Source organism: Haloferax mediterranei ATCC 33500 (genome assembly GCF_000306765.2).
Lineage (GTDB): Archaea > Halobacteriota > Halobacteria > Halobacteriales > Haloferacaceae > Haloferax > Haloferax mediterranei.
Genome location: NC_017941.2, coordinates 1,045,939 through 1,061,785, shown reverse-complemented (window position 1 = coordinate 1,061,785; position 15,847 = coordinate 1,045,939). Strand labels below are relative to the sequence as shown.

Below are 15,847 nucleotides of genomic sequence, written 5' to 3'. Positions count from 1 at the left end.
CCACTCCGTGACCGCTAACCGCGGGACTCGACGACGCTTATTCCGATTTTCACCGATGACAACCCTCCCATTTACGTATTATCGCATCGACACGTCGAATGATGGCTGCTATCAAGTCCCTCCAAACCGCCCTCCGAGGTATCAGAACGAACCCGGTCTTGTTCCTCGGCGGACTCATTCTCGGTCTCGTCGTACTCCCGCAGACCGCCGCACAGTTGGCGCAAATCCCCCTCCTCCCGCTGGCGTTGCAGGCGCTGACGTTCTTTATCACGCCGTTCATCATCGCTGGAATCTACGGCATGGCCGACGAGGCAGTCGAAAGCGACACGTCGCGGACCTCGCTGTCCACACTGACCGACGTCGGTCGTGAGAAGTACGTGCCGCTCTTGCTGGCGAACGTTGTCGAGTTGGGTATCACCCTCCCCTTCGTCATCATCTTCATCTTCCTCGCTATCGCAGGCGTGTTTACACTCGGCATCAGTGCTGCCGCCACTGGCAGCGGCCTTGCCCTCAATGGCGGCGTCATCGTCCTTCTCCTCTTCGCCGGGCTGCTCGTGTTGGCATACATCATCATCATGTTCTTCATCCAGTTCTTCCCGGTCGCTGTCGTTGTCAACGACGCCGGTGCAATCGAGTCGTTCCAACAAAGCTATCGCTTCGTCTGGTCGAATATCGTGCCGACGCTCGGCTACTCGGTTATCCAAGTGGTCGCCGGAATCATCACTGCACTGCCTGTTTTGGGATTCGTGTTCTTCCGGACGATTCAGGACTTCCAAACGATACAGAGCACGGGCGGGGCTGCGACCGCAGGCATGCCTGCCGGGATGGGTTTTTCGGCGGTCGAAATCGCCGCCATTACGCTCCTTTCACTGGCGATGCAGATGTTACTGACGGCGTTCAAGACCACCTACGCGGTCGCTTTCTTCGAGGAACACCAATCAAGCCCTGCCGAACCTACCGGTCCAGACATCGACGGCGATTCGGTGATTCCACAATTCGAGTAGGACAGTAACGCGCTGAAACTTACAACAAGAACGTCTCTTTTCGCTCTGAGAGGTCGATGAAGGTGTCTGCGGCCTCGACGAGTTCGTCTGCTGTCGACTCCTTGAAGGCCATCACCTCGACTCGAACACCCTCGTGGCGGAGGTGCGTACAGAGTCGTTCGAAGTCACCATCGCCCGAACAGAGGACGACGGTGTCGACGTGGTTCGCGAGACTGACCGCGTCCAGCGCGATACCCAGGTCCCAGTCGGCTTTCTTCGACCCGTCACCGAACGTCTTGATGTCCTTTATTTTCGTCTCGAACCCGATGTCGACGAGTGCATCGAAAAAACGGTCTTCGTCCGGCGAATCCGCGCGGATGACGTAGGCGATAGCCCGGGTTAAGTCCCGCCCTGCGGTTCCTTTCTTCAACAGCGACGAATAGTCGATATTTCTCGAATAAAGGCTCTGTGCCGTATGGTAAAGGTTCTGCGCGTCAGCCAGAATGGCGACGCGCTGACCGGGGTGAATCTCAGTCATTCGTGTGTCGATTGGACGGCCCGGACTAATAACCGTCCGGGAGCGGAACTCAGACAGACTCCCATCGGGTACGTTCGGTCGTCGTAGAAACACGTAACTCAGTACCGTGCTAGGTCCAAGCATGGCCCAGACGCTATCCCTCGACGGCCGAACACTCGTAGGCGTCGAAAACGACGGTGGGGAAGTCGGCGGTGACACCCGGTTTCGTTTTGAACAGGACGGCAACGTCGTCACCGCTCACTACGCTGGAGGAACAATCATCGAAGGATTCCTGACCGGCACGTTCGACGGACGCATCCTGAACATACGGTACGTACAGCTCAACGAGGACCACGAGACTTCGACGGGTCACTTGGTTGGAATCGCCGAAGAGTTGGTCGACGGCCGCGTCCGAATCGAAGACGAGTGGGAGTGGGAGTCGAAACCCGGAGGCGGTCGTTCCGTCCTCGAAGAAGTAGAAGTGTAGACTTGGATGAACGGAATGTAGACCTGGATGAACGGAACCGTCAGTGCCAGCGCCCGCGCGGCAGGACCTGCAGGCTGCGCAAGTTATATTATACTTCCAGTACCCACATCTGGTGTGAACGACGCGACGCGACCTTCGCCGGCCACAACACGGTCGACAGCGTCGCGTGCCGCTTTCTTTTCGAAAAAACGCGTGTATTGAATCGCTCGTTGCGGGAGTAGCGACCCCGTCTCGGGCGGCCTTTGGTTGACACGCACTCGGTTCCACGACCGTTTCTCACACATCACCACAACCGTCTCCACACAACACAACGACACATGACAACATTTGACCTTCGCGGCGTCTATCCCGCGATGACCACCCCGTTCGACGAGGACGGGAGTATCGACTTCCAACAACTACAATCCGACGTTCGGCGACTGGAAGCCGCCGGCGTCGACGGGCTTGTCCCGGTCGGTTCGACCGGCGAATCGGCGACCTTGACCCACGACGAACACGTCGAAGTGGTCGAGGCAGTCGTCGAGGCGGTCGAAGACATCCCCGTCATCGCCGGGTCCGGTTCGAACTCGACCCGCGAGGCGCTCGAACTCTCGCGGCGCTCTGCCGACGCCGGTGCCGACGCGCTCCTTCTCATCTCGCCGTATTACAACAAGCCCGAACAGGCGGGACTCATCGAACACTACCGGACCATCGCCGACGAGGTCGACCTGCCACAAATCGTCTACAACGTCCCCGGCCGCACCGGAAGCAACATCCTCCCCGAGACGGTTGCGACGCTCGCCGAGCACCCGAATATCGTCGGCTACAAGGCCGCAAGCGGCGACCTCGGACAGATTTCACAGGTCGTCGAGTACACCCGCGAAGAAGACTTCGCGGTCCTCTCAGGTGACGATGGACTCACGCTCCAGACGCTCGCCGTCGGTGGCGTCGGGACGATTTCGGTCGTTGGGAACATCGAACCCGCACGCACGGGCGCGATGGTTCACTCGGCGCTGCAAGGTGATTACGAACGCGCCCGCGACATCCACCACGAACTCGGGCCGCTCTGTCGATACCTGTTCGTGGAAACGAATCCGATTCCGGTCAAGGAAGCCATGGAAATCCGCGGCTACGGCCCGGCGCGCCTGCGCCCGCCGCTGACGCGACTCACCGACGAACACACAGAAGAACTCCGCCGCATCCTCGACGAACTCACCGCAGAGTCGGCGGTCCCCGACGGAGGGAACGACGCGTGACGGTCACCGTCGGCGTCACGGGCGCAACCGGACGAATGGGTGAGGAAGTCCTCGCCGCGGCCGCCGACCGTGACGACCTCGATGTCGCGTTTGCGGTCAGTCGCTCGCCGGGTGCGGAAGTCGAGGGCGTCACCGTCGAAGACGCCGCCGACCTCCCCGACCTGCTCGCGGAGAACCGTCCTGATGTGCTCGTGGACTTCACCGGCCCGTCGGCCTGCATCGAAGTCGCGACCGCCTGCGCCGAAGCGGGCGTCGCCTTCGTCTCGGGGACGACCGGACTGAGTGAGGGTGGCTTCGATGCACTCCGCGAGGCAGCCGAAGAGGTTCCGGTGCTCTACGCCTCGAACTTCTCGCGCGGTATCGCGGCGCTCCGCCGGGCGGTCCGCGAGGCGGTTCCCGCGCTCGACGGCTACGATATCGAACTCACCGAAACGCACCACAACGCCAAGCGAGACGCGCCGAGCGGGACGGCACTGACACTTCTGGAAGATATAGACGAAGCCCGCGGCGACTCCCCACGTGTCCACGGCCGTGAGGGCGAAGCCCCGCGAAGCGAAGAAGAAATCGGCGTCCACGCTCGAAGAGCGGGGGATATTGCCGGTGAGCACGAGGTATTACTGGCTGGCAATCACGAGTCACTATTACTAACGCACCGCGCGGGGTCGCGGGGTGTCTTCGCCGCCGGCGCGCTCGACGCCGCGGCGTGGGTATCAGACCGCGACGCCGGGTGGTACGATTTCACCGAGGTGCTGGAATGAGTCTGGAATCTGACGTACGAACCCTGTGGCAGCGATACGACGACGGCGACGTAGACGCCGCGTCTGCAACCGTCGACGAACTCGACACGCTCGACGCGTTCCTCGACGCCCTCGAAGCGGGCGAGGTTCGCGCCGCCGAGAAGACGGGGACCGACGTGACCTCGTGGGAGGCCAACGAGTGGGTCAAGCGGGGCATCCTCCTCAATTTCGGCCTGCGCGAGACGCTCACCCGCGAGTACGGCGACGTTCGCTACCACGACGTGCTTCCCCTTCGCGACACCGACGACCTTGGCGACCGCGGCACCCGCAACACGCCCGATGGGACCGTTATCCGCCGTGGTGCACACCTCGGCTCCGACTGTATCATGATGAGTCCCTCGTTCGTCAACATCGGCGCGTCCGTCGGTGACGGTACGCTCGTGGACTCCTGTGACACCGTCGGCTCGTGCGCCCAAATCGGCGCGGACGTAAAGCTCGGGGCAAACACCCTCATCGGGGGCGTTCTCGAACCCGTCGAAGACGCGCCGGTCGTCGTCGAAGACGGTGCAGCCCTCGGCGCTGGCTGTCGCGTCACTTCCGGCTTCGTCGTCGGTGAGAACTCCATCGTCGGCGAGAACACGCTTCTCACGCCTCGTATCCCCGTCTACGACCTTGTCGACGAGGAAATCTACTACGGGCACCTACCGGCGAACCGTCGGGCATTCACCCGCTTCGTCGAATCATCGCTCGGCGACCACGACCTGTTCGCCGGCGGCGCGTACAAGCCCGCTGTCGTCGCCCTCGACATCGAAGACGACACCCTCGATGCGACCCGTCGGGAGGAGGCACTCCGCGAATGAGCGAGGGAGGTCCGGCCGTCCGGCGACTGGCCGACTGGGACCGCGAGCACCTCCGCTCGCTCGCCGACGAGTTCGGCTCGCCGCTGTACGTGACCGACCTCCAGCGCGTCCGCGAGAACTGTCACCGCCTCCGCGAAGCATTCCCCGACGCACACATCAGCTACGCTGTCAAGGCGCACGCCGGACGTGCGGTTCTCGAAACCGTCCGCGACGCCGGAATCGACGCCGAGTGCGCCTCCGCGGGCGAAGTCGAGCGCGCCCTCGAAGCTGGCTTCCCCGGCGACCGCGTCCGCTACACCGCCGTCAACCCGCCGGCCGCGGACCTCGACCACGTGGTCTCACGGTGGGAGGAGAATCCAGAGATGACCATCACCGTCGGTGCGGCGGACACTATCGACCGCCTGCGCGAACGCGGCTTCGACGGACGACTCTGTCTCCGGGCGAACCCCGGCATCGGCGCGGGCCACCACGAGAAGGTCCGAACCGGCGCGCACGCGAAGTTCGGTATTCCAATCGACCGCGTTCCCGACCTCGCCGAGGACGTGCGCGACGACGTTGCCCTCGTCGGCGTCCACGCCCACGCGGGAAGCGGTATCTCCGGCGACGACCTCTCGGCGCACCGCGAACTGGTCCGCCGAATGGGCGACCTCGCCCGCTCCATCGACGGCCTCGAATTCGTCGACGTGGGCGGCGGCTTCGGCGTCCCGTACCGCGAGGACGAACCGCCGCTTTCCCTCGACGCCGTGGCCGACGCGACCCGCGAGGCACTCGGCGACACCGACGCCCGACTCGCAATCGAACCCGGGCGCTACGTCGTCGCCGACGCGGGCGTCCTCCTCTCGCGAGTCAACACCGTGAAGGACGTGCCCGAAACGACCGTTGTCGGCATCGACGCTGGTATGACGACGTTGCTCCGACCGGCGATGTACGACGCGTACCACGCGATTTCGAACCTCTCTCGGCCCGATGCCGAGGCGGTTTCGACTATCATCGCAGGACCCGTCTGCGAGACGAGCGACGTGTTCGCCGACGGCCGATTACTCGCCCGTCCCGAACGCGGCGACCTCCTTGCACTCGGTAACGCGGGCGCATACGGATACGAGATGGCGAGCACCTACAACTCCCGTCCGCGCCCTGCCGAAGTCGTCCTCGACGGCGACGAGTCCCGACTGGCCCGCCGCCGAGAAACCCTCGACGACATCACCACTCTCGAACGCACCGCATCCGAACACATCCCCAACTGACCAAGCACCTACACAAACCAATGAGCGTACTCAACTCCGTTCCATTCGAAAAGTACCACGGCACCGGAAACGAATTCTTCGTCGTCGACGCCGAAGACCCGGTTCCCGACCGCCCCGCATTCGCACGAACCCACTGCGACCGAGACGCAGGTATCGTCCTGACTGGAAGCGACCGACGCGGCGCGGACGGCGTCCTCTTTCTCGCACTCGAATCGCGCTACGACCCGCCGCGGGTCGTCATGACTCTCGTCCAACCGGACGGCTCCGTGGCCGCCATGTGCGGAAACGGCGCTCGCGTGGCCGCTGCATGGGCCGCCGAGCGAGCCAACACGGACGAAATCATGATTGACACGCCCGCCGGAACCCGCCGCGCGACCGTCGACGGAAACGAAGTAAACGTCGAGATGGGTATCCCCTCGTTCGACCCGCGGGATGTCCCGCTCGAAAGCGACGACGAACTCGTCGAGGGTGAGGTCGAAGGACTAACCGTCACGGCCGTCAACACGGGCGTTCCACACGCCGTCGCGTTCGTCGACGACGTGGACGACGTGGACCTCGAATCGGTCGCGCCGTCTATTCGACACGCACCGCTGTTCTCCGAGGGAGCGAACGTCACCATCGCCTCGCCGGACGGCGAAGGCGGCTTCCGCCAGCGCACCTTCGAGCGCGGTATCGAAGGTGAGACGCAGTCTTGCGGAACCGGCGCAGTCGCCGTCGTTGCCGTCGCCAAGCGACTCGGACTCGTCTCCGGCGACGACCCGGTTTCCGTCTCACCACCGGGTGGTGCGCTCTCCGTGACCGTTCCCGACGAAGGAACGGCGCTTCTCGGCGGCCCGGCCGTCCGCGAGGGGAACGGCGAAGCCGACATCGTCTTCCGCCAACGATGAACGACGAGGGGTTCGACCCCATCGCGTTCCTCGAACGGGCCGTCCCCGTAGCCTCGAACGATGACGTGGACGAGATGCGTGACCTGCTGGTCGAAACGCTCGAATCCCACGGTACCGACGCGACTGTCGACGACGCGGGGAACACACTCGCCGCGAAAGGTGTCTCCGACCCCGAGACGCACCTCGTCCTCAACACGCACATCGATACCGTCTCTCCACACATCCCGTACGCCCGCGAGGAGGGAATTATCCACGGACGAGGTTCGTGCGATGCGAAGGGACCGCTCGCAGCACTTCTCGCGGCGTTTTTCGCGGTCGACCCTGCTCCCGACGCTCGGGTGACGCTGGCGATTACGCCCGACGAAGAACTCCTTTCGACCGGCGCGGCCGCCCTCGACGTGGACGGCGACTGCTACATCGTCGGCGAGCCAACCGGTCTCGACGTGTGTACGGCCGCGAAAGGCCGCTTCGAGGGAACGGTCACATTGGCTGGCATCGCTGCACACGCCGCAGAGCCGGATTCGGGTAGCAACGCTATCGACGCGCTCGCGCCAGTCCTCGACGCGATTCGGTCGTTCGACGACGACCGTGACGAACACCCCGACCTCGGCGCGGCGACGCTGACGCCGACGATGGTCAACGGCGGCGAGAACTCGAACCAGGTTCCGGCAGCCTGTCGACTCGTCGTCGACCGCCGGAGCGTCCCGCCGGAGACGGCTGGCGGCTTTCGCGAGGCGCTCGAATCGACGCTTCGAGACGCCGCACCCGACGAAGTTGGCGTCGACTTCGAACTCACCGAGCGGCCGACGCCGTTCCTCGAAGCATTCGCGACCGACCCCGACTACGAACTCGTGACGACGCTCGCACGGGCGTCGCGGGAGGCCGGTGGACGAGGTGCTGTTCGTCCATTCACGGCGGCGACCGAAGCGTCGTATTTCTCTCCGTCACCAGTGGTCGTCTTCGGTCCCGGCGAACTCGCCGACGACGAGGGCGCAGTCGCACATGCCGACCGAGAGTACGTGACGATAGACGACGTTCGAACCGCGGCTACATCGCTCAAAACTGCTGTTTCCGAGCTTATTGGAACAGCAACTGTCGATTAATCAAAACGTACTTGTTCGTCCAAAGATATATCTTGGACGATGCGTCCCCTCCAGTCGCTCACCGTCGTCTTTGTCTTCCTCCTCCTCCTCTCGACACCCGGGGCCGTCGTTGCTGACGGTTCCACCGTCATCAACTATCAGGGTGACTCCCTCGTCCTCGACGCGGATACAGACCAACACATCAGCGGAACGACGCCGTTCGAAGCCGGGGCCGTCATCGGCATCCGAATCAAATCGGTCGGTGGGACACACCCGTTTCTCGTATCGAAGCCGGTTCGTGTCGGTGAAAACGGAACCTTCGACGTATCGTTCGACCTTTCGGAGTTAGCACCACTTCGAGGAGGAGCAGTACAAATCACGGTTCGGCACAACGAGACAGCTATCTACGAGCTAAATGGAACGGTCGTGACAGGTAATATGCCTGAGGATTCGACGTTTACGCCGATACCCGGAGCGGACGAAACGACAACGACGACCGAGCGGACCACGACGATACGTTCGACAACCGACTCGATGTCGGGGTTCGAAATCCCCGGATTCGGCGTCGGAACAGCCATTATCTCCCTGTTATCGGTTGTGTTGCTCGCTCGCACACGGAAGTAGCCCACCGCGAAGTCGGAACGCAACGCCCTTTTTCCACCACACCTATCGTCGGCGTATGTACGAGGCGGTCTACGCACACCCCGACGGCGAGAGCACGGCTAGTCGCGTCGCGACCGCCGCCGGTCGATACGGTTACGACGGCGTCGTCATCCGCGGCCTCGACGCACGTCCCGATTACGACCGCCTCCGTGACGCGCTCGATGTTGACCTCGTCGACGCCGTGGAAATCGACGCACCGGACCCGGAACACGCCAGCGGCGCGGTCGGAAACTACCGACCGCAGCGCGAACTCGTCATCCTCCGCGGCGGGACGAACGCGCTCAATCGCTTCGCCGTCGAACAGCCACGAGTGGACGTGCTTTCGCGTCCGATGGCCGACCGCGGGAACTTCAATCACGTCCTCGCCAAGGCCGCCCGAAACAACGGCGTCCGCGTCGAATTCGACCTCGGACCGGTGCTCAGAAGTGACGGCGGTACCCGCGTGCAGGCGATTTCCGACCTCCGAAAACTCCGCGAACTCGTCGAATACTACGACGTGCCCTACGTCGTCTCCGCCGGGCCGCACTCGCACCTCGAACTTCGCGCGCCCAGAGAACTGGCCGGACTCGGAGAGGTCATCGGCTTCGACGAGGAGCAAATTCTCGACGGACTCCGGGAGTGGGGACGACTCGCCGAGCGGAACCGCGAGCGGATGTCCGAGTCGTTCATAGCCCCGGGCGTCGAATGTGGCCGATATGAAGAAGACAATTGAGGAACACGCCGCTCGCTTCTCCGATATCGCCACCGACTACGACGAGTCACAGGACAGCGAAGAGTACCGTGCGTGCGTCTCGCTTGTCGTCCACTACGCTGACCCGTCCGACGACGACGTCGTTCTCGACCTCGGCACTGGCACGGGAGCCATCGCACTCGCACTCGCACCTGACGCAAAGCGCGTCGTCGGCCGCGACATCAGCGAGGGAATGCTCGAACAGGCCCGCGAGAAGGCCGCCGAAGTCGGCATCGAGAACGTCGAATTCGACGAGGGGCGATTCCGTGACCCGAACGTAGATGACGGAGAACAGGTCGACATCGTCGTCTCCAACTTCGCCATGCACCACCTCTCGGACGAAGAAAAGCGCGAGACTATCGAGGTCATCTCCGACCTCGAACCGCAGCGATTCGTCCTCGGTGACGTGATGTTCTTCGGCGAACCCGACCCCGAGGAACCGTACTACTCCCCCGAAGTCGACGACCCCGCGACGGTCGGCTTCCTCGCTGACGCGCTCACCGACGCCGGATTCGTCCTCACGGCCGTCGAATCCGTCCACGAACAGGTCGGCGTTCTCGTGGCTGAACGAGCACCCGACATCGACGAATAAGCTCGATGAAACACCTGCCAAAACACCTGCGGCCGCGGTGGCGATACCTCGCGGTCGAAATCGAGACGTGGCCCGACGCGAGTCTCAACCGCGGCGCGTTCCAGCGCGAACTCTGGTACGCCGCCCAGAACCTCTTCGGCGATTCGGGGAGCGCCGACGCCGACCTGACAGTTCTCGGGTTCGACTCTGCGGATGGCATCGCGGAAACCATCGTTCGCGCCCGTCGCGGCTACGTTGACGAAACCCGTGCCGCACTCGCCTGCATCGACGAGGTCGGAAGCGACCCAGTCGGAGTGAGAGTGCGAGGCGTCTCCGGGACGGTGCGTGCCTGTTCGGAAAGGTATTTACACGGCCGGGCCGGAATTTCTCAGGAGAGAGACGTCGTGTTCGAGAACGAATCCCGGACCGCCGTTGTCCGCAATTCCCTCTTGGACGTTCGCGGTCCGGACGGGTTCACGGGCGCGACGCAACTCGATTTCGAGTGATATTCCATGCAGGGACAAGCGCAACAACAGGCGTACGACCGCGGGATTACGATCTTCTCGCCGGATGGTCGACTCTATCAGGTCGAATACGCTCGCGAGGCCGTCAAGCGCGGCACCGCGAGCATCGGTGTGCGAACGCCCGAGGGCGTCGTCCTCGCGGCGGACAAGCGCTCTCGCTCGCCACTGATGGAGCCGACGAGCGTCGAGAAGATTCACAAGTCGGACGACCACATCGGCATCGCAAGCGCCGGTCACGTCGCTGACGCCCGTCAGCTTATCGACTTCGCCCGCCGACAGTCGCAGGTCAACCGCCTCCGCTACGGCGAACCCATCGGTATCGAGACGCTGACCAAGGAAGTTACCGACCACATCCAGCAGTACACGCAGGTCGGCGGTGCCCGTCCGTTCGGTGTCGCACTCCTCATCGGCGGCGTCGAAAACGGCACGCCCCGCCTCTACGAGACGGACCCCTCGGGGACGCCCTACGAGTGGAAGGCTGTCTCTATCGGTGCCGACCGCGGCGACCACCAGGCGCACCTCGAAGAAAACTACAGCGACGACCTGACCCTCGAGGAAGGTATCGAGCTGGCGCTCGAAACCATCACCTCCACGAACGACGAGGGAACGTCGCCTGATGGCGTCGACGTTGGGACCATCTCCGCCGAGTCGGAGGAGTTCGTCGAACTGTCGAACGACGAAATCGAGTCGTACCTCGAAGCCAACGACCTGTTGGCGACCGAGGAAGACGAAGAGCCAGAAGAGTAAGCCGCGTCCCGCGGTTCCACGTTTTCTTCTCGAGACTCCCGTCGCTACTGGCGAGTCAGTATTTCAGTCAGTTCTCGTGTGACCGCCGAAAAAGCCCAGAAACGGATTCAGTTGTGGGACAACACGATGCGACCGCTCCAGTCGCAGTTCAGTATTCCTCGTACGCGAGGTTCATCAGCCACTGTGAGAAGGCGTTGCTGTTCGCGTTAATCTCCTCTTCGCCGATGAGCGGCGAGAGCATGTCGCCGGCCATGAGCAGCGAAAATTCGAGGTCGCGTGCGGCGGGTTCGAGGTAGTACGTCGTGTGGCCGCTGTAGACGGTCTGGGTCCGTTTGATGAGACCGAGCGACTCCAGCACTTCGGCGATGCGGCTTCCCTTCCGGGACGAGATATCGAGTTCTTTCCAGAAATCGCTCTGATGGATGCCGCCCGCCTCGCGGATGAGTTCCAGTCCCGCGCGCTCATCGGAAGAAAGATCGGCTTCGGCTTCGCTCGCGCTCATACCACGTACACGTCGGGCGAGTGGTTTAATCCTGACGTTCGACCGGTTCGAAGGCGGTCTGACACGGCGGTCCGTCGGCGAATTCGTACGCGAATTCCTCCGCGCCGAGCGTGATGAGCGACGACGAGCGCGTGCCGAATCGACCCTCCGGGTCGTGGACGCAGACGCCGAAATCGTGGTCTCCGAGCGCGGTCCGTGCACGCTCGCGCCAGTCGGTCATCGCCTCGCTCGCCTCGGGTTGGAGTGTCTCCCAGAGTCGCCGGGCGTTGTCTGCTTGCTCCTCACCCACCTCGGGGCGTTGCGCCGGGACGAACCACGAATCGGGCGTGCCGACGTTCACGACGACGTGGATGCCGGGGTCGAAATTCCGAACGGAGAGTCCGCCGTCCCACTCGTAGAAGAGCGCGGCGCTCTCGTCGGCGATGACGAGATTGAATCCGTCGTAGGTGTGTTTGTCGACCGCGTGCTCGACGAACCGGGCGGCGTCTTCGGCCGTCTCGCGACGTAACGCATCGCGGACGAGATGTCCACGCGACTGCTCACCGCCGCCCTCGACGTCGACCCAACGATTGGTGATACCGACGAAGACGCCAGCCTCGTTGTAGCCGACCCACGTCCCGCCCGCCTCGGCATCGCGCGGGGCGACGATTGCGGGTCCCTCACCGTTGGTCCAGCGTTGGGGTGGCTCAGCAGGCCTGTCGAGGAGTTCGTCACGATTAGCGGCGACGACGACCGGCGCGTCTTCGAACACCTGCCACGCGAGGATGAGTGTGCACACGGGAGGGGGTACGGACCCGGAGTGCAAAAATGCCATCACACCGCAATGCCGCGGGCGTCACGCCGTGGTAGTTTACTCGTCGGACTGTTCTTCGATTCGCGTTTCCAGTCGTGCAACGTCGTCTTCCAACTCCTCGACGCGCTGTTCGAGTTCACGTCGCCGCCTGCCCACGACGGCGATGAGTGATTTCAACAGCAGGCCGCCGACGAAGAGAAAAATGAGGACGGATGGAACGAGAACGACGAGAATCCCCGGAAAATCTGTCGACAGGTACATACGGGGACGAGCGCCCGACGTGTCAAAAATTTGTTGTCTGGCTACTCGTCGGTAAACCGACTCGAGTCCTGCGAAGCGAGCGCGACGTTCACGGCCGCGACGTTCTCCGGTACGTCGTGGACGCGAATGATGTCAGCGCCGCGGTCCGCAGCGATAGCCGTTCCCGCGATGGTTGCCGCGAGGTTGTCCCCGGTTTTCTCGCCGACGAGTGAGAACATCGACTTGTGAGAGTGGCCGATGAGAACGGGACACCCGAGCGCACGGAACTCGTCGACGCGTCCGAGGAGTTCGAAGTTCTCGGCCTTCGATTTCCCGAATCCGAGACCGGGGTCGACGATGATGTTTCGACGCGGGATTCCCGCCTTTTCGGCGAGCAGGACGCGCTCTGTGAGTTCGTCGATTACGTCTTCGACCACGTCGTCGTAGTCGATGTCCTTGTCCGGAATCACCGGCGCGTCGATGCTGTGCATCACGATAACCGGGACGTCGCGCTCGGCCGCGAGGAACCGCATTTCGGGGTCTTCGAGGCCGGTCACGTCGTTGAGGATATCGGCCCCTGCGTCCAGTGCGGCCTCAGCAACCGCCGCTTTCCGGGTGTCCACGGAGACGAGTGCGTCGAGGTCCGAAAGTGCCTCGATGACGGGCGTAACTCGGCGAATCTCTTCGTCTACTGGGACTTCTTCGGCACCGGGACGGGTGCTCTCACCACCGACGTCGATAATGCCGACACCGGCTTCGACCATCGCTTCCGCCTGTTCGACGGCGTCTTCGATGTCGTAGAACTCGCCGCCGTCGTGGAAACTGTCCGGCGTGACGTTGAGGATGCCCATGACGGATGGACCGTCTTCCCACGGGTAGCCGTGAGTCTCGGCGGAGGGGTCGCGTCCGAGACTCGCTTCGATCTCGTCGGCGAGTTCCGGGAGCGCGTAGGGACGGTCTCGGAGATTTTCCGTCAAGCGGTCGAACTGGTCGAGCGTCCCCATCAACACCACGTCGACGAGTTCGCCGCCGGACTCGTGGCCGGAAACGGCGCAGTCGCCGCCGATAGAGAACAGTTCTTCTCTGAGGTGTCTGGCCTGTCGTCGCTGGACGCGCGTGTGAACCGTCTGATGAACCGCCTTCGCTGCTCGCTCGTCCCGACTCCCTTCGTCTGCCACGTTGGCCCGTTCGAGCGTCTCGCGAGCGTCATCGAGAGTACGGTGCGTCTTCGGAATTATCGCTCGTGTCCACGTCGTTCGCGCCTCGGCGACGACGTACAACGACCCGACGACGAGCACGCAGTCGTCCGGGTCGGCGCGTTCTCGTGCGCGCTCCAGCGCCGATGCAACCACGTCACCCGTCTCGACTTCCGGAACGTCGATTCGTTCGAACACCGATGCAAGAATCTCGGGGTCTTCGGCCCGCGAGATGTCCGCGTGACAGGTGACGACGGAGGCGACGTCGGGCAGCGCTTCGACCATCTCACCGTGGTCCTTGTCGTGCATCGCACCGTAGACGAGATGCAGGTCGTCGTACTCGAACTCGTCGAGGACGGTAGCGACCTGTGCGCAGGCGTCGGGGTTGTGTGCCCCGTCTAAGACGACCATCGGGTCGGTTCCCATGACTTCGAAGCGACCCGGCCAGTGCGCGTTTCGAAGGCCGCGGTGAATCTCGTCGTCGGAAATATCTGGCCGGACCTGTCGGGAGAGCGCGACTGCGATACCGGCGTTTCGAGCCTGATACGCACCTAAAAGCGGGATTCGAAGGTCGAGCGTCTCGTCGTCGGTTTCGACGGTGACGGCGGCCTCTTGGTGGTTCACGCGACCGCCGTACGCGGTTCGAACGTCGGTATCGGCGTCCGCGCCGCCGACCGTCAGTACGTCGCCGACCTCCTCGCGGATGACATCGAGTGCGTCGCCCGCAGCACCCGTCACGAGTGGGTTGTCTGCGGGCGCGACGGCAGCCTTCGTCCGGGCAATCTCTTCGATGGTATCGCCGAGGACCGCCGTGTGTTCGAGCGAGACGTTCGTGACGGCGCTGGCGACGGGGTCGACGGCGCTCGTCGCATCGAGTTCGCCACCCATCCCGACTTCGAGGACCGCCACGTCGACGTCGGCCTGGTCGAAGTACCAGATTGCGAGGGCGGTCACGGTTTCGAAGAACGTGAGCGGTTCGCCGTCGGCGGCACGCTCGACAAGATACGGTTTCGCTTCGGCCACGAACGCCGACAGCGCGGATTCGGGAATCTTCCGCCCGTCGACGCGGACGCGCTCGCGCACGTTGTCGAAGTGCGGCGAGGTGTACAACCCGACGCTCTGTCCCGCTTCGCGGAGCGTCGAGTCGAGCATCCGGGCGGTGCTTCCTTTTCCGTTTGACCCTGCGACCTGCACGAACGAGACTCCCTCGTGTGGGTCGCCGAGGTGAGAGAGCAACCGCTGAATCGACTCGGTCCCCGGCTTGACCTGGAATCGCCGGAGGTCGAAAAGGAAGTTCACCGCCTCGTGGTACTCCATACGCGAGAAAACCCGGACGGTGGGCTTAGGCCTAACGCTCCTCACTCATCGGGCGCGGACGGACTACTCGTCGATATGGACGACGAGGACCGGTCGGTGGGCGTTCTCTACGACGCGCTCTGTGACGCTTCCGAGCGATGCGAGTTTGTCGCGGCCCGTCCGACCGTGGGTTCCCATCACGACCACGTCGATGTCGTGTTCGTCCGCATATTCGAGGATGACTCGGTGCGGAACGCCCTCGCGGATTGCCGTGGTCGTGTCACACGCTCCTTCGCACTCGTCGGCGCACTTCTCGACGGCGTCGATGGCGTCGTCTCGAAGCGACTGGATGACCGCGTCCTGCTGGTCGCCCCCGGCCGCGAGATAGATGCGCTGGTCGACGACCGAAAGCACGTGTACCGTCGAGTTCGCGCCCGCGAGTTCGAGCGCGTGCTCGATTGCCTGCATCGTCCCACGGCTCCCGTCTGTCGGCACCAGAATATCCTCGTACATGCATCTGTGTTCGACTCGTCAGCACTTGAAGGAACCCGTC

At 63.4% G+C, this 15,847-nt stretch carries 19 protein-coding genes; 13 read left to right on the top strand and 6 right to left on the bottom strand.

What is annotated here, in order from left to right:
- The first annotated feature begins 101 nt into the window (after positions 1-101).
- Entirely contained in the window at positions 102-1,004 is a 903-nt protein-coding gene (locus tag HFX_RS05415) for a DUF7847 domain-containing protein (protein ID WP_004572561.1), read from the top strand.
- A gap of 19 nt (positions 1,005-1,023) precedes the next feature.
- Here the strand turns inward: HFX_RS05415 and HFX_RS05410 are convergent, their stop codons facing one another.
- On the bottom strand, positions 1,024-1,521 hold the full coding sequence (locus HFX_RS05410) for a LabA-like NYN domain-containing protein (RefSeq protein ID WP_004572563.1): 498 nt from the start codon (positions 1,519-1,521) through the stop codon (positions 1,024-1,026).
- A gap of 121 nt (positions 1,522-1,642) precedes the next feature.
- On the opposite strand from HFX_RS05410, the gene HFX_RS05405 reads away from it, so the two are divergent.
- The 12 genes from HFX_RS05405 to psmA all read left to right on the top strand — a co-directional run bounded on the left by HFX_RS05405 (position 1,643) and on the right by psmA (position 11,267).
- The gene (locus HFX_RS05405; protein ID WP_004572564.1) at positions 1,643-1,987 is read left to right on the top strand and encodes a hypothetical protein; all 345 of its coding nucleotides are present in this window, start codon (positions 1,643-1,645) and stop codon (positions 1,985-1,987) included.
- Positions 1,988-2,304: 317 nt separating this feature from the next.
- On the top strand, positions 2,305-3,222 hold the full coding sequence (dapA, locus tag HFX_RS05400) for a 4-hydroxy-tetrahydrodipicolinate synthase (RefSeq protein ID WP_004572565.1): 918 nt from the start codon (positions 2,305-2,307) through the stop codon (positions 3,220-3,222).
- Entirely contained in the window at positions 3,219-3,980 is a 762-nt protein-coding gene (gene dapB, locus HFX_RS05395) for a 4-hydroxy-tetrahydrodipicolinate reductase (RefSeq protein WP_004572566.1), read from the top strand. Before dapA ends, dapB begins: the two co-directional genes overlap by 4 nt.
- Positions 3,977-4,819, top strand: coding sequence for a 2,3,4,5-tetrahydropyridine-2,6-dicarboxylate N-succinyltransferase (locus HFX_RS05390; protein ID WP_004572567.1), 843 nt, complete (start codon positions 3,977-3,979; stop codon positions 4,817-4,819). Before dapB ends, HFX_RS05390 begins: the two co-directional genes overlap by 4 nt.
- Positions 4,816-6,063: a diaminopimelate decarboxylase gene (lysA, locus tag HFX_RS05385; protein ID WP_004572568.1), complete on the top strand. Its 1,248-nt coding sequence runs from the start codon at positions 4,816-4,818 to the stop codon at positions 6,061-6,063. Before HFX_RS05390 ends, lysA begins: the two co-directional genes overlap by 4 nt.
- A 20-nt stretch (positions 6,064-6,083) precedes the next feature.
- Positions 6,084-6,950 (top strand): diaminopimelate epimerase, encoded by an 867-nt coding sequence (dapF, locus tag HFX_RS05380; RefSeq protein WP_004572569.1) that lies wholly within the window; start codon positions 6,084-6,086, stop codon positions 6,948-6,950.
- A complete protein-coding gene (locus HFX_RS05375; RefSeq protein WP_004572570.1) occupies positions 6,947-8,053 on the top strand; it encodes a M20 family metallopeptidase in 1,107 nt (368 codons plus the stop codon). The genes dapF and HFX_RS05375 overlap by 4 nt, the downstream gene beginning before the upstream one ends.
- 39 nt (positions 8,054-8,092) lie before the next feature.
- Positions 8,093-8,656, top strand: a complete 564-nt coding sequence (locus HFX_RS05370; protein WP_004572571.1) for a BGTF surface domain-containing protein — start codon at positions 8,093-8,095, stop codon at positions 8,654-8,656.
- Positions 8,657-8,711: 55 nt separating this feature from the next.
- A complete protein-coding gene (locus HFX_RS05365; RefSeq protein ID WP_004572572.1) occupies positions 8,712-9,407 on the top strand; it encodes an RNase P subunit p30 family protein in 696 nt (231 codons plus the stop codon).
- A complete protein-coding gene (locus HFX_RS05360) occupies positions 9,391-10,017 on the top strand; it encodes a class I SAM-dependent methyltransferase (RefSeq protein WP_004572573.1) in 627 nt (208 codons plus the stop codon). Before HFX_RS05365 ends, HFX_RS05360 begins: the two co-directional genes overlap by 17 nt.
- Positions 10,018-10,022: 5 nt before the next feature.
- Complete coding sequence (locus HFX_RS05355; protein ID WP_004572574.1) at positions 10,023-10,502, top strand: Rpp14/Pop5 family protein; 480 nt, start codon at positions 10,023-10,025, stop codon at positions 10,500-10,502.
- 6 nt (positions 10,503-10,508) lie between these two features.
- Positions 10,509-11,267 carry an archaeal proteasome endopeptidase complex subunit alpha gene (gene psmA / locus HFX_RS05350; RefSeq protein ID WP_004572575.1) on the top strand — a complete coding sequence of 253 codons (759 nt, stop codon included), beginning with the start codon at positions 10,509-10,511 and terminating at the stop codon, positions 11,265-11,267.
- Between the two features lie 148 nt (positions 11,268-11,415).
- On the opposite strand, the gene HFX_RS05345 is transcribed toward psmA, so the two are convergent.
- The 5 genes from HFX_RS05345 to HFX_RS05325 form a co-directional block, all read right to left on the bottom strand.
- The gene (locus HFX_RS05345; RefSeq protein ID WP_004572576.1) at positions 11,416-11,769 is read right to left on the bottom strand and encodes a helix-turn-helix transcriptional regulator; all 354 of its coding nucleotides are present in this window, start codon (positions 11,767-11,769) and stop codon (positions 11,416-11,418) included.
- A gap of 25 nt (positions 11,770-11,794) precedes the next feature.
- Positions 11,795-12,547 carry an NRDE family protein gene (locus HFX_RS05340; protein WP_004572577.1) on the bottom strand — a complete coding sequence of 251 codons (753 nt, stop codon included), beginning with the start codon at positions 12,545-12,547 and terminating at the stop codon, positions 11,795-11,797.
- Between the two features lie 72 nt (positions 12,548-12,619).
- Complete coding sequence (locus tag HFX_RS05335) at positions 12,620-12,823, bottom strand: hypothetical protein (protein ID WP_004572578.1); 204 nt, start codon at positions 12,821-12,823, stop codon at positions 12,620-12,622.
- Between the two features lie 41 nt (positions 12,824-12,864).
- Entirely contained in the window at positions 12,865-15,315 is a 2,451-nt protein-coding gene (gene folP, locus HFX_RS05330; protein WP_004572579.1) for a dihydropteroate synthase, read from the bottom strand.
- Between the two features lie 63 nt (positions 15,316-15,378).
- Positions 15,379-15,807 carry a universal stress protein gene (locus tag HFX_RS05325; RefSeq protein WP_004572580.1) on the bottom strand — a complete coding sequence of 143 codons (429 nt, stop codon included), beginning with the start codon at positions 15,805-15,807 and terminating at the stop codon, positions 15,379-15,381.
- Positions 15,808-15,847: the final 40 nt, after the last annotated feature.

Coding starts and splice junctions, on each gene's coding strand:
- HFX_RS05415 (WP_004572561.1), top strand. CDS start 102: ATGGCTGCTATCAAGTCCCTCCAAACCGCCCTCCGAGGTATCAGAACG.
- HFX_RS05410 (WP_004572563.1), bottom strand. CDS start 1,521: ATGACTGAGATTCACCCCGGTCAGCGCGTCGCCATTCTGGCTGACGCG.
- HFX_RS05405 (WP_004572564.1), top strand. CDS start 1,643: ATGGCCCAGACGCTATCCCTCGACGGCCGAACACTCGTAGGCGTCGAA.
- dapA (WP_004572565.1), top strand. CDS start 2,305: ATGACAACATTTGACCTTCGCGGCGTCTATCCCGCGATGACCACCCCG.
- HFX_RS05390 (WP_004572567.1), top strand. CDS start 3,977: ATGAGTCTGGAATCTGACGTACGAACCCTGTGGCAGCGATACGACGAC.
- lysA (WP_004572568.1), top strand. CDS start 4,816: ATGAGCGAGGGAGGTCCGGCCGTCCGGCGACTGGCCGACTGGGACCGC.
- dapF (WP_004572569.1), top strand. CDS start 6,084: ATGAGCGTACTCAACTCCGTTCCATTCGAAAAGTACCACGGCACCGGA.
- HFX_RS05375 (WP_004572570.1), top strand. CDS start 6,947: ATGAACGACGAGGGGTTCGACCCCATCGCGTTCCTCGAACGGGCCGTC.
- HFX_RS05370 (WP_004572571.1), top strand. CDS start 8,093: ATGCGTCCCCTCCAGTCGCTCACCGTCGTCTTTGTCTTCCTCCTCCTC.
- HFX_RS05365 (WP_004572572.1), top strand. CDS start 8,712: ATGTACGAGGCGGTCTACGCACACCCCGACGGCGAGAGCACGGCTAGT.
- HFX_RS05360 (WP_004572573.1), top strand. CDS start 9,391: ATGAAGAAGACAATTGAGGAACACGCCGCTCGCTTCTCCGATATCGCC.
- HFX_RS05355 (WP_004572574.1), top strand. CDS start 10,023: ATGAAACACCTGCCAAAACACCTGCGGCCGCGGTGGCGATACCTCGCG.
- psmA (WP_004572575.1), top strand. CDS start 10,509: ATGCAGGGACAAGCGCAACAACAGGCGTACGACCGCGGGATTACGATC.
- HFX_RS05345 (WP_004572576.1), bottom strand. CDS start 11,769: ATGAGCGCGAGCGAAGCCGAAGCCGATCTTTCTTCCGATGAGCGCGCG.
- HFX_RS05335 (WP_004572578.1), bottom strand. CDS start 12,823: ATGTACCTGTCGACAGATTTTCCGGGGATTCTCGTCGTTCTCGTTCCA.
- folP (WP_004572579.1), bottom strand. CDS start 15,315: ATGGAGTACCACGAGGCGGTGAACTTCCTTTTCGACCTCCGGCGATTC.
- HFX_RS05325 (WP_004572580.1), bottom strand. CDS start 15,807: ATGTACGAGGATATTCTGGTGCCGACAGACGGGAGCCGTGGGACGATG.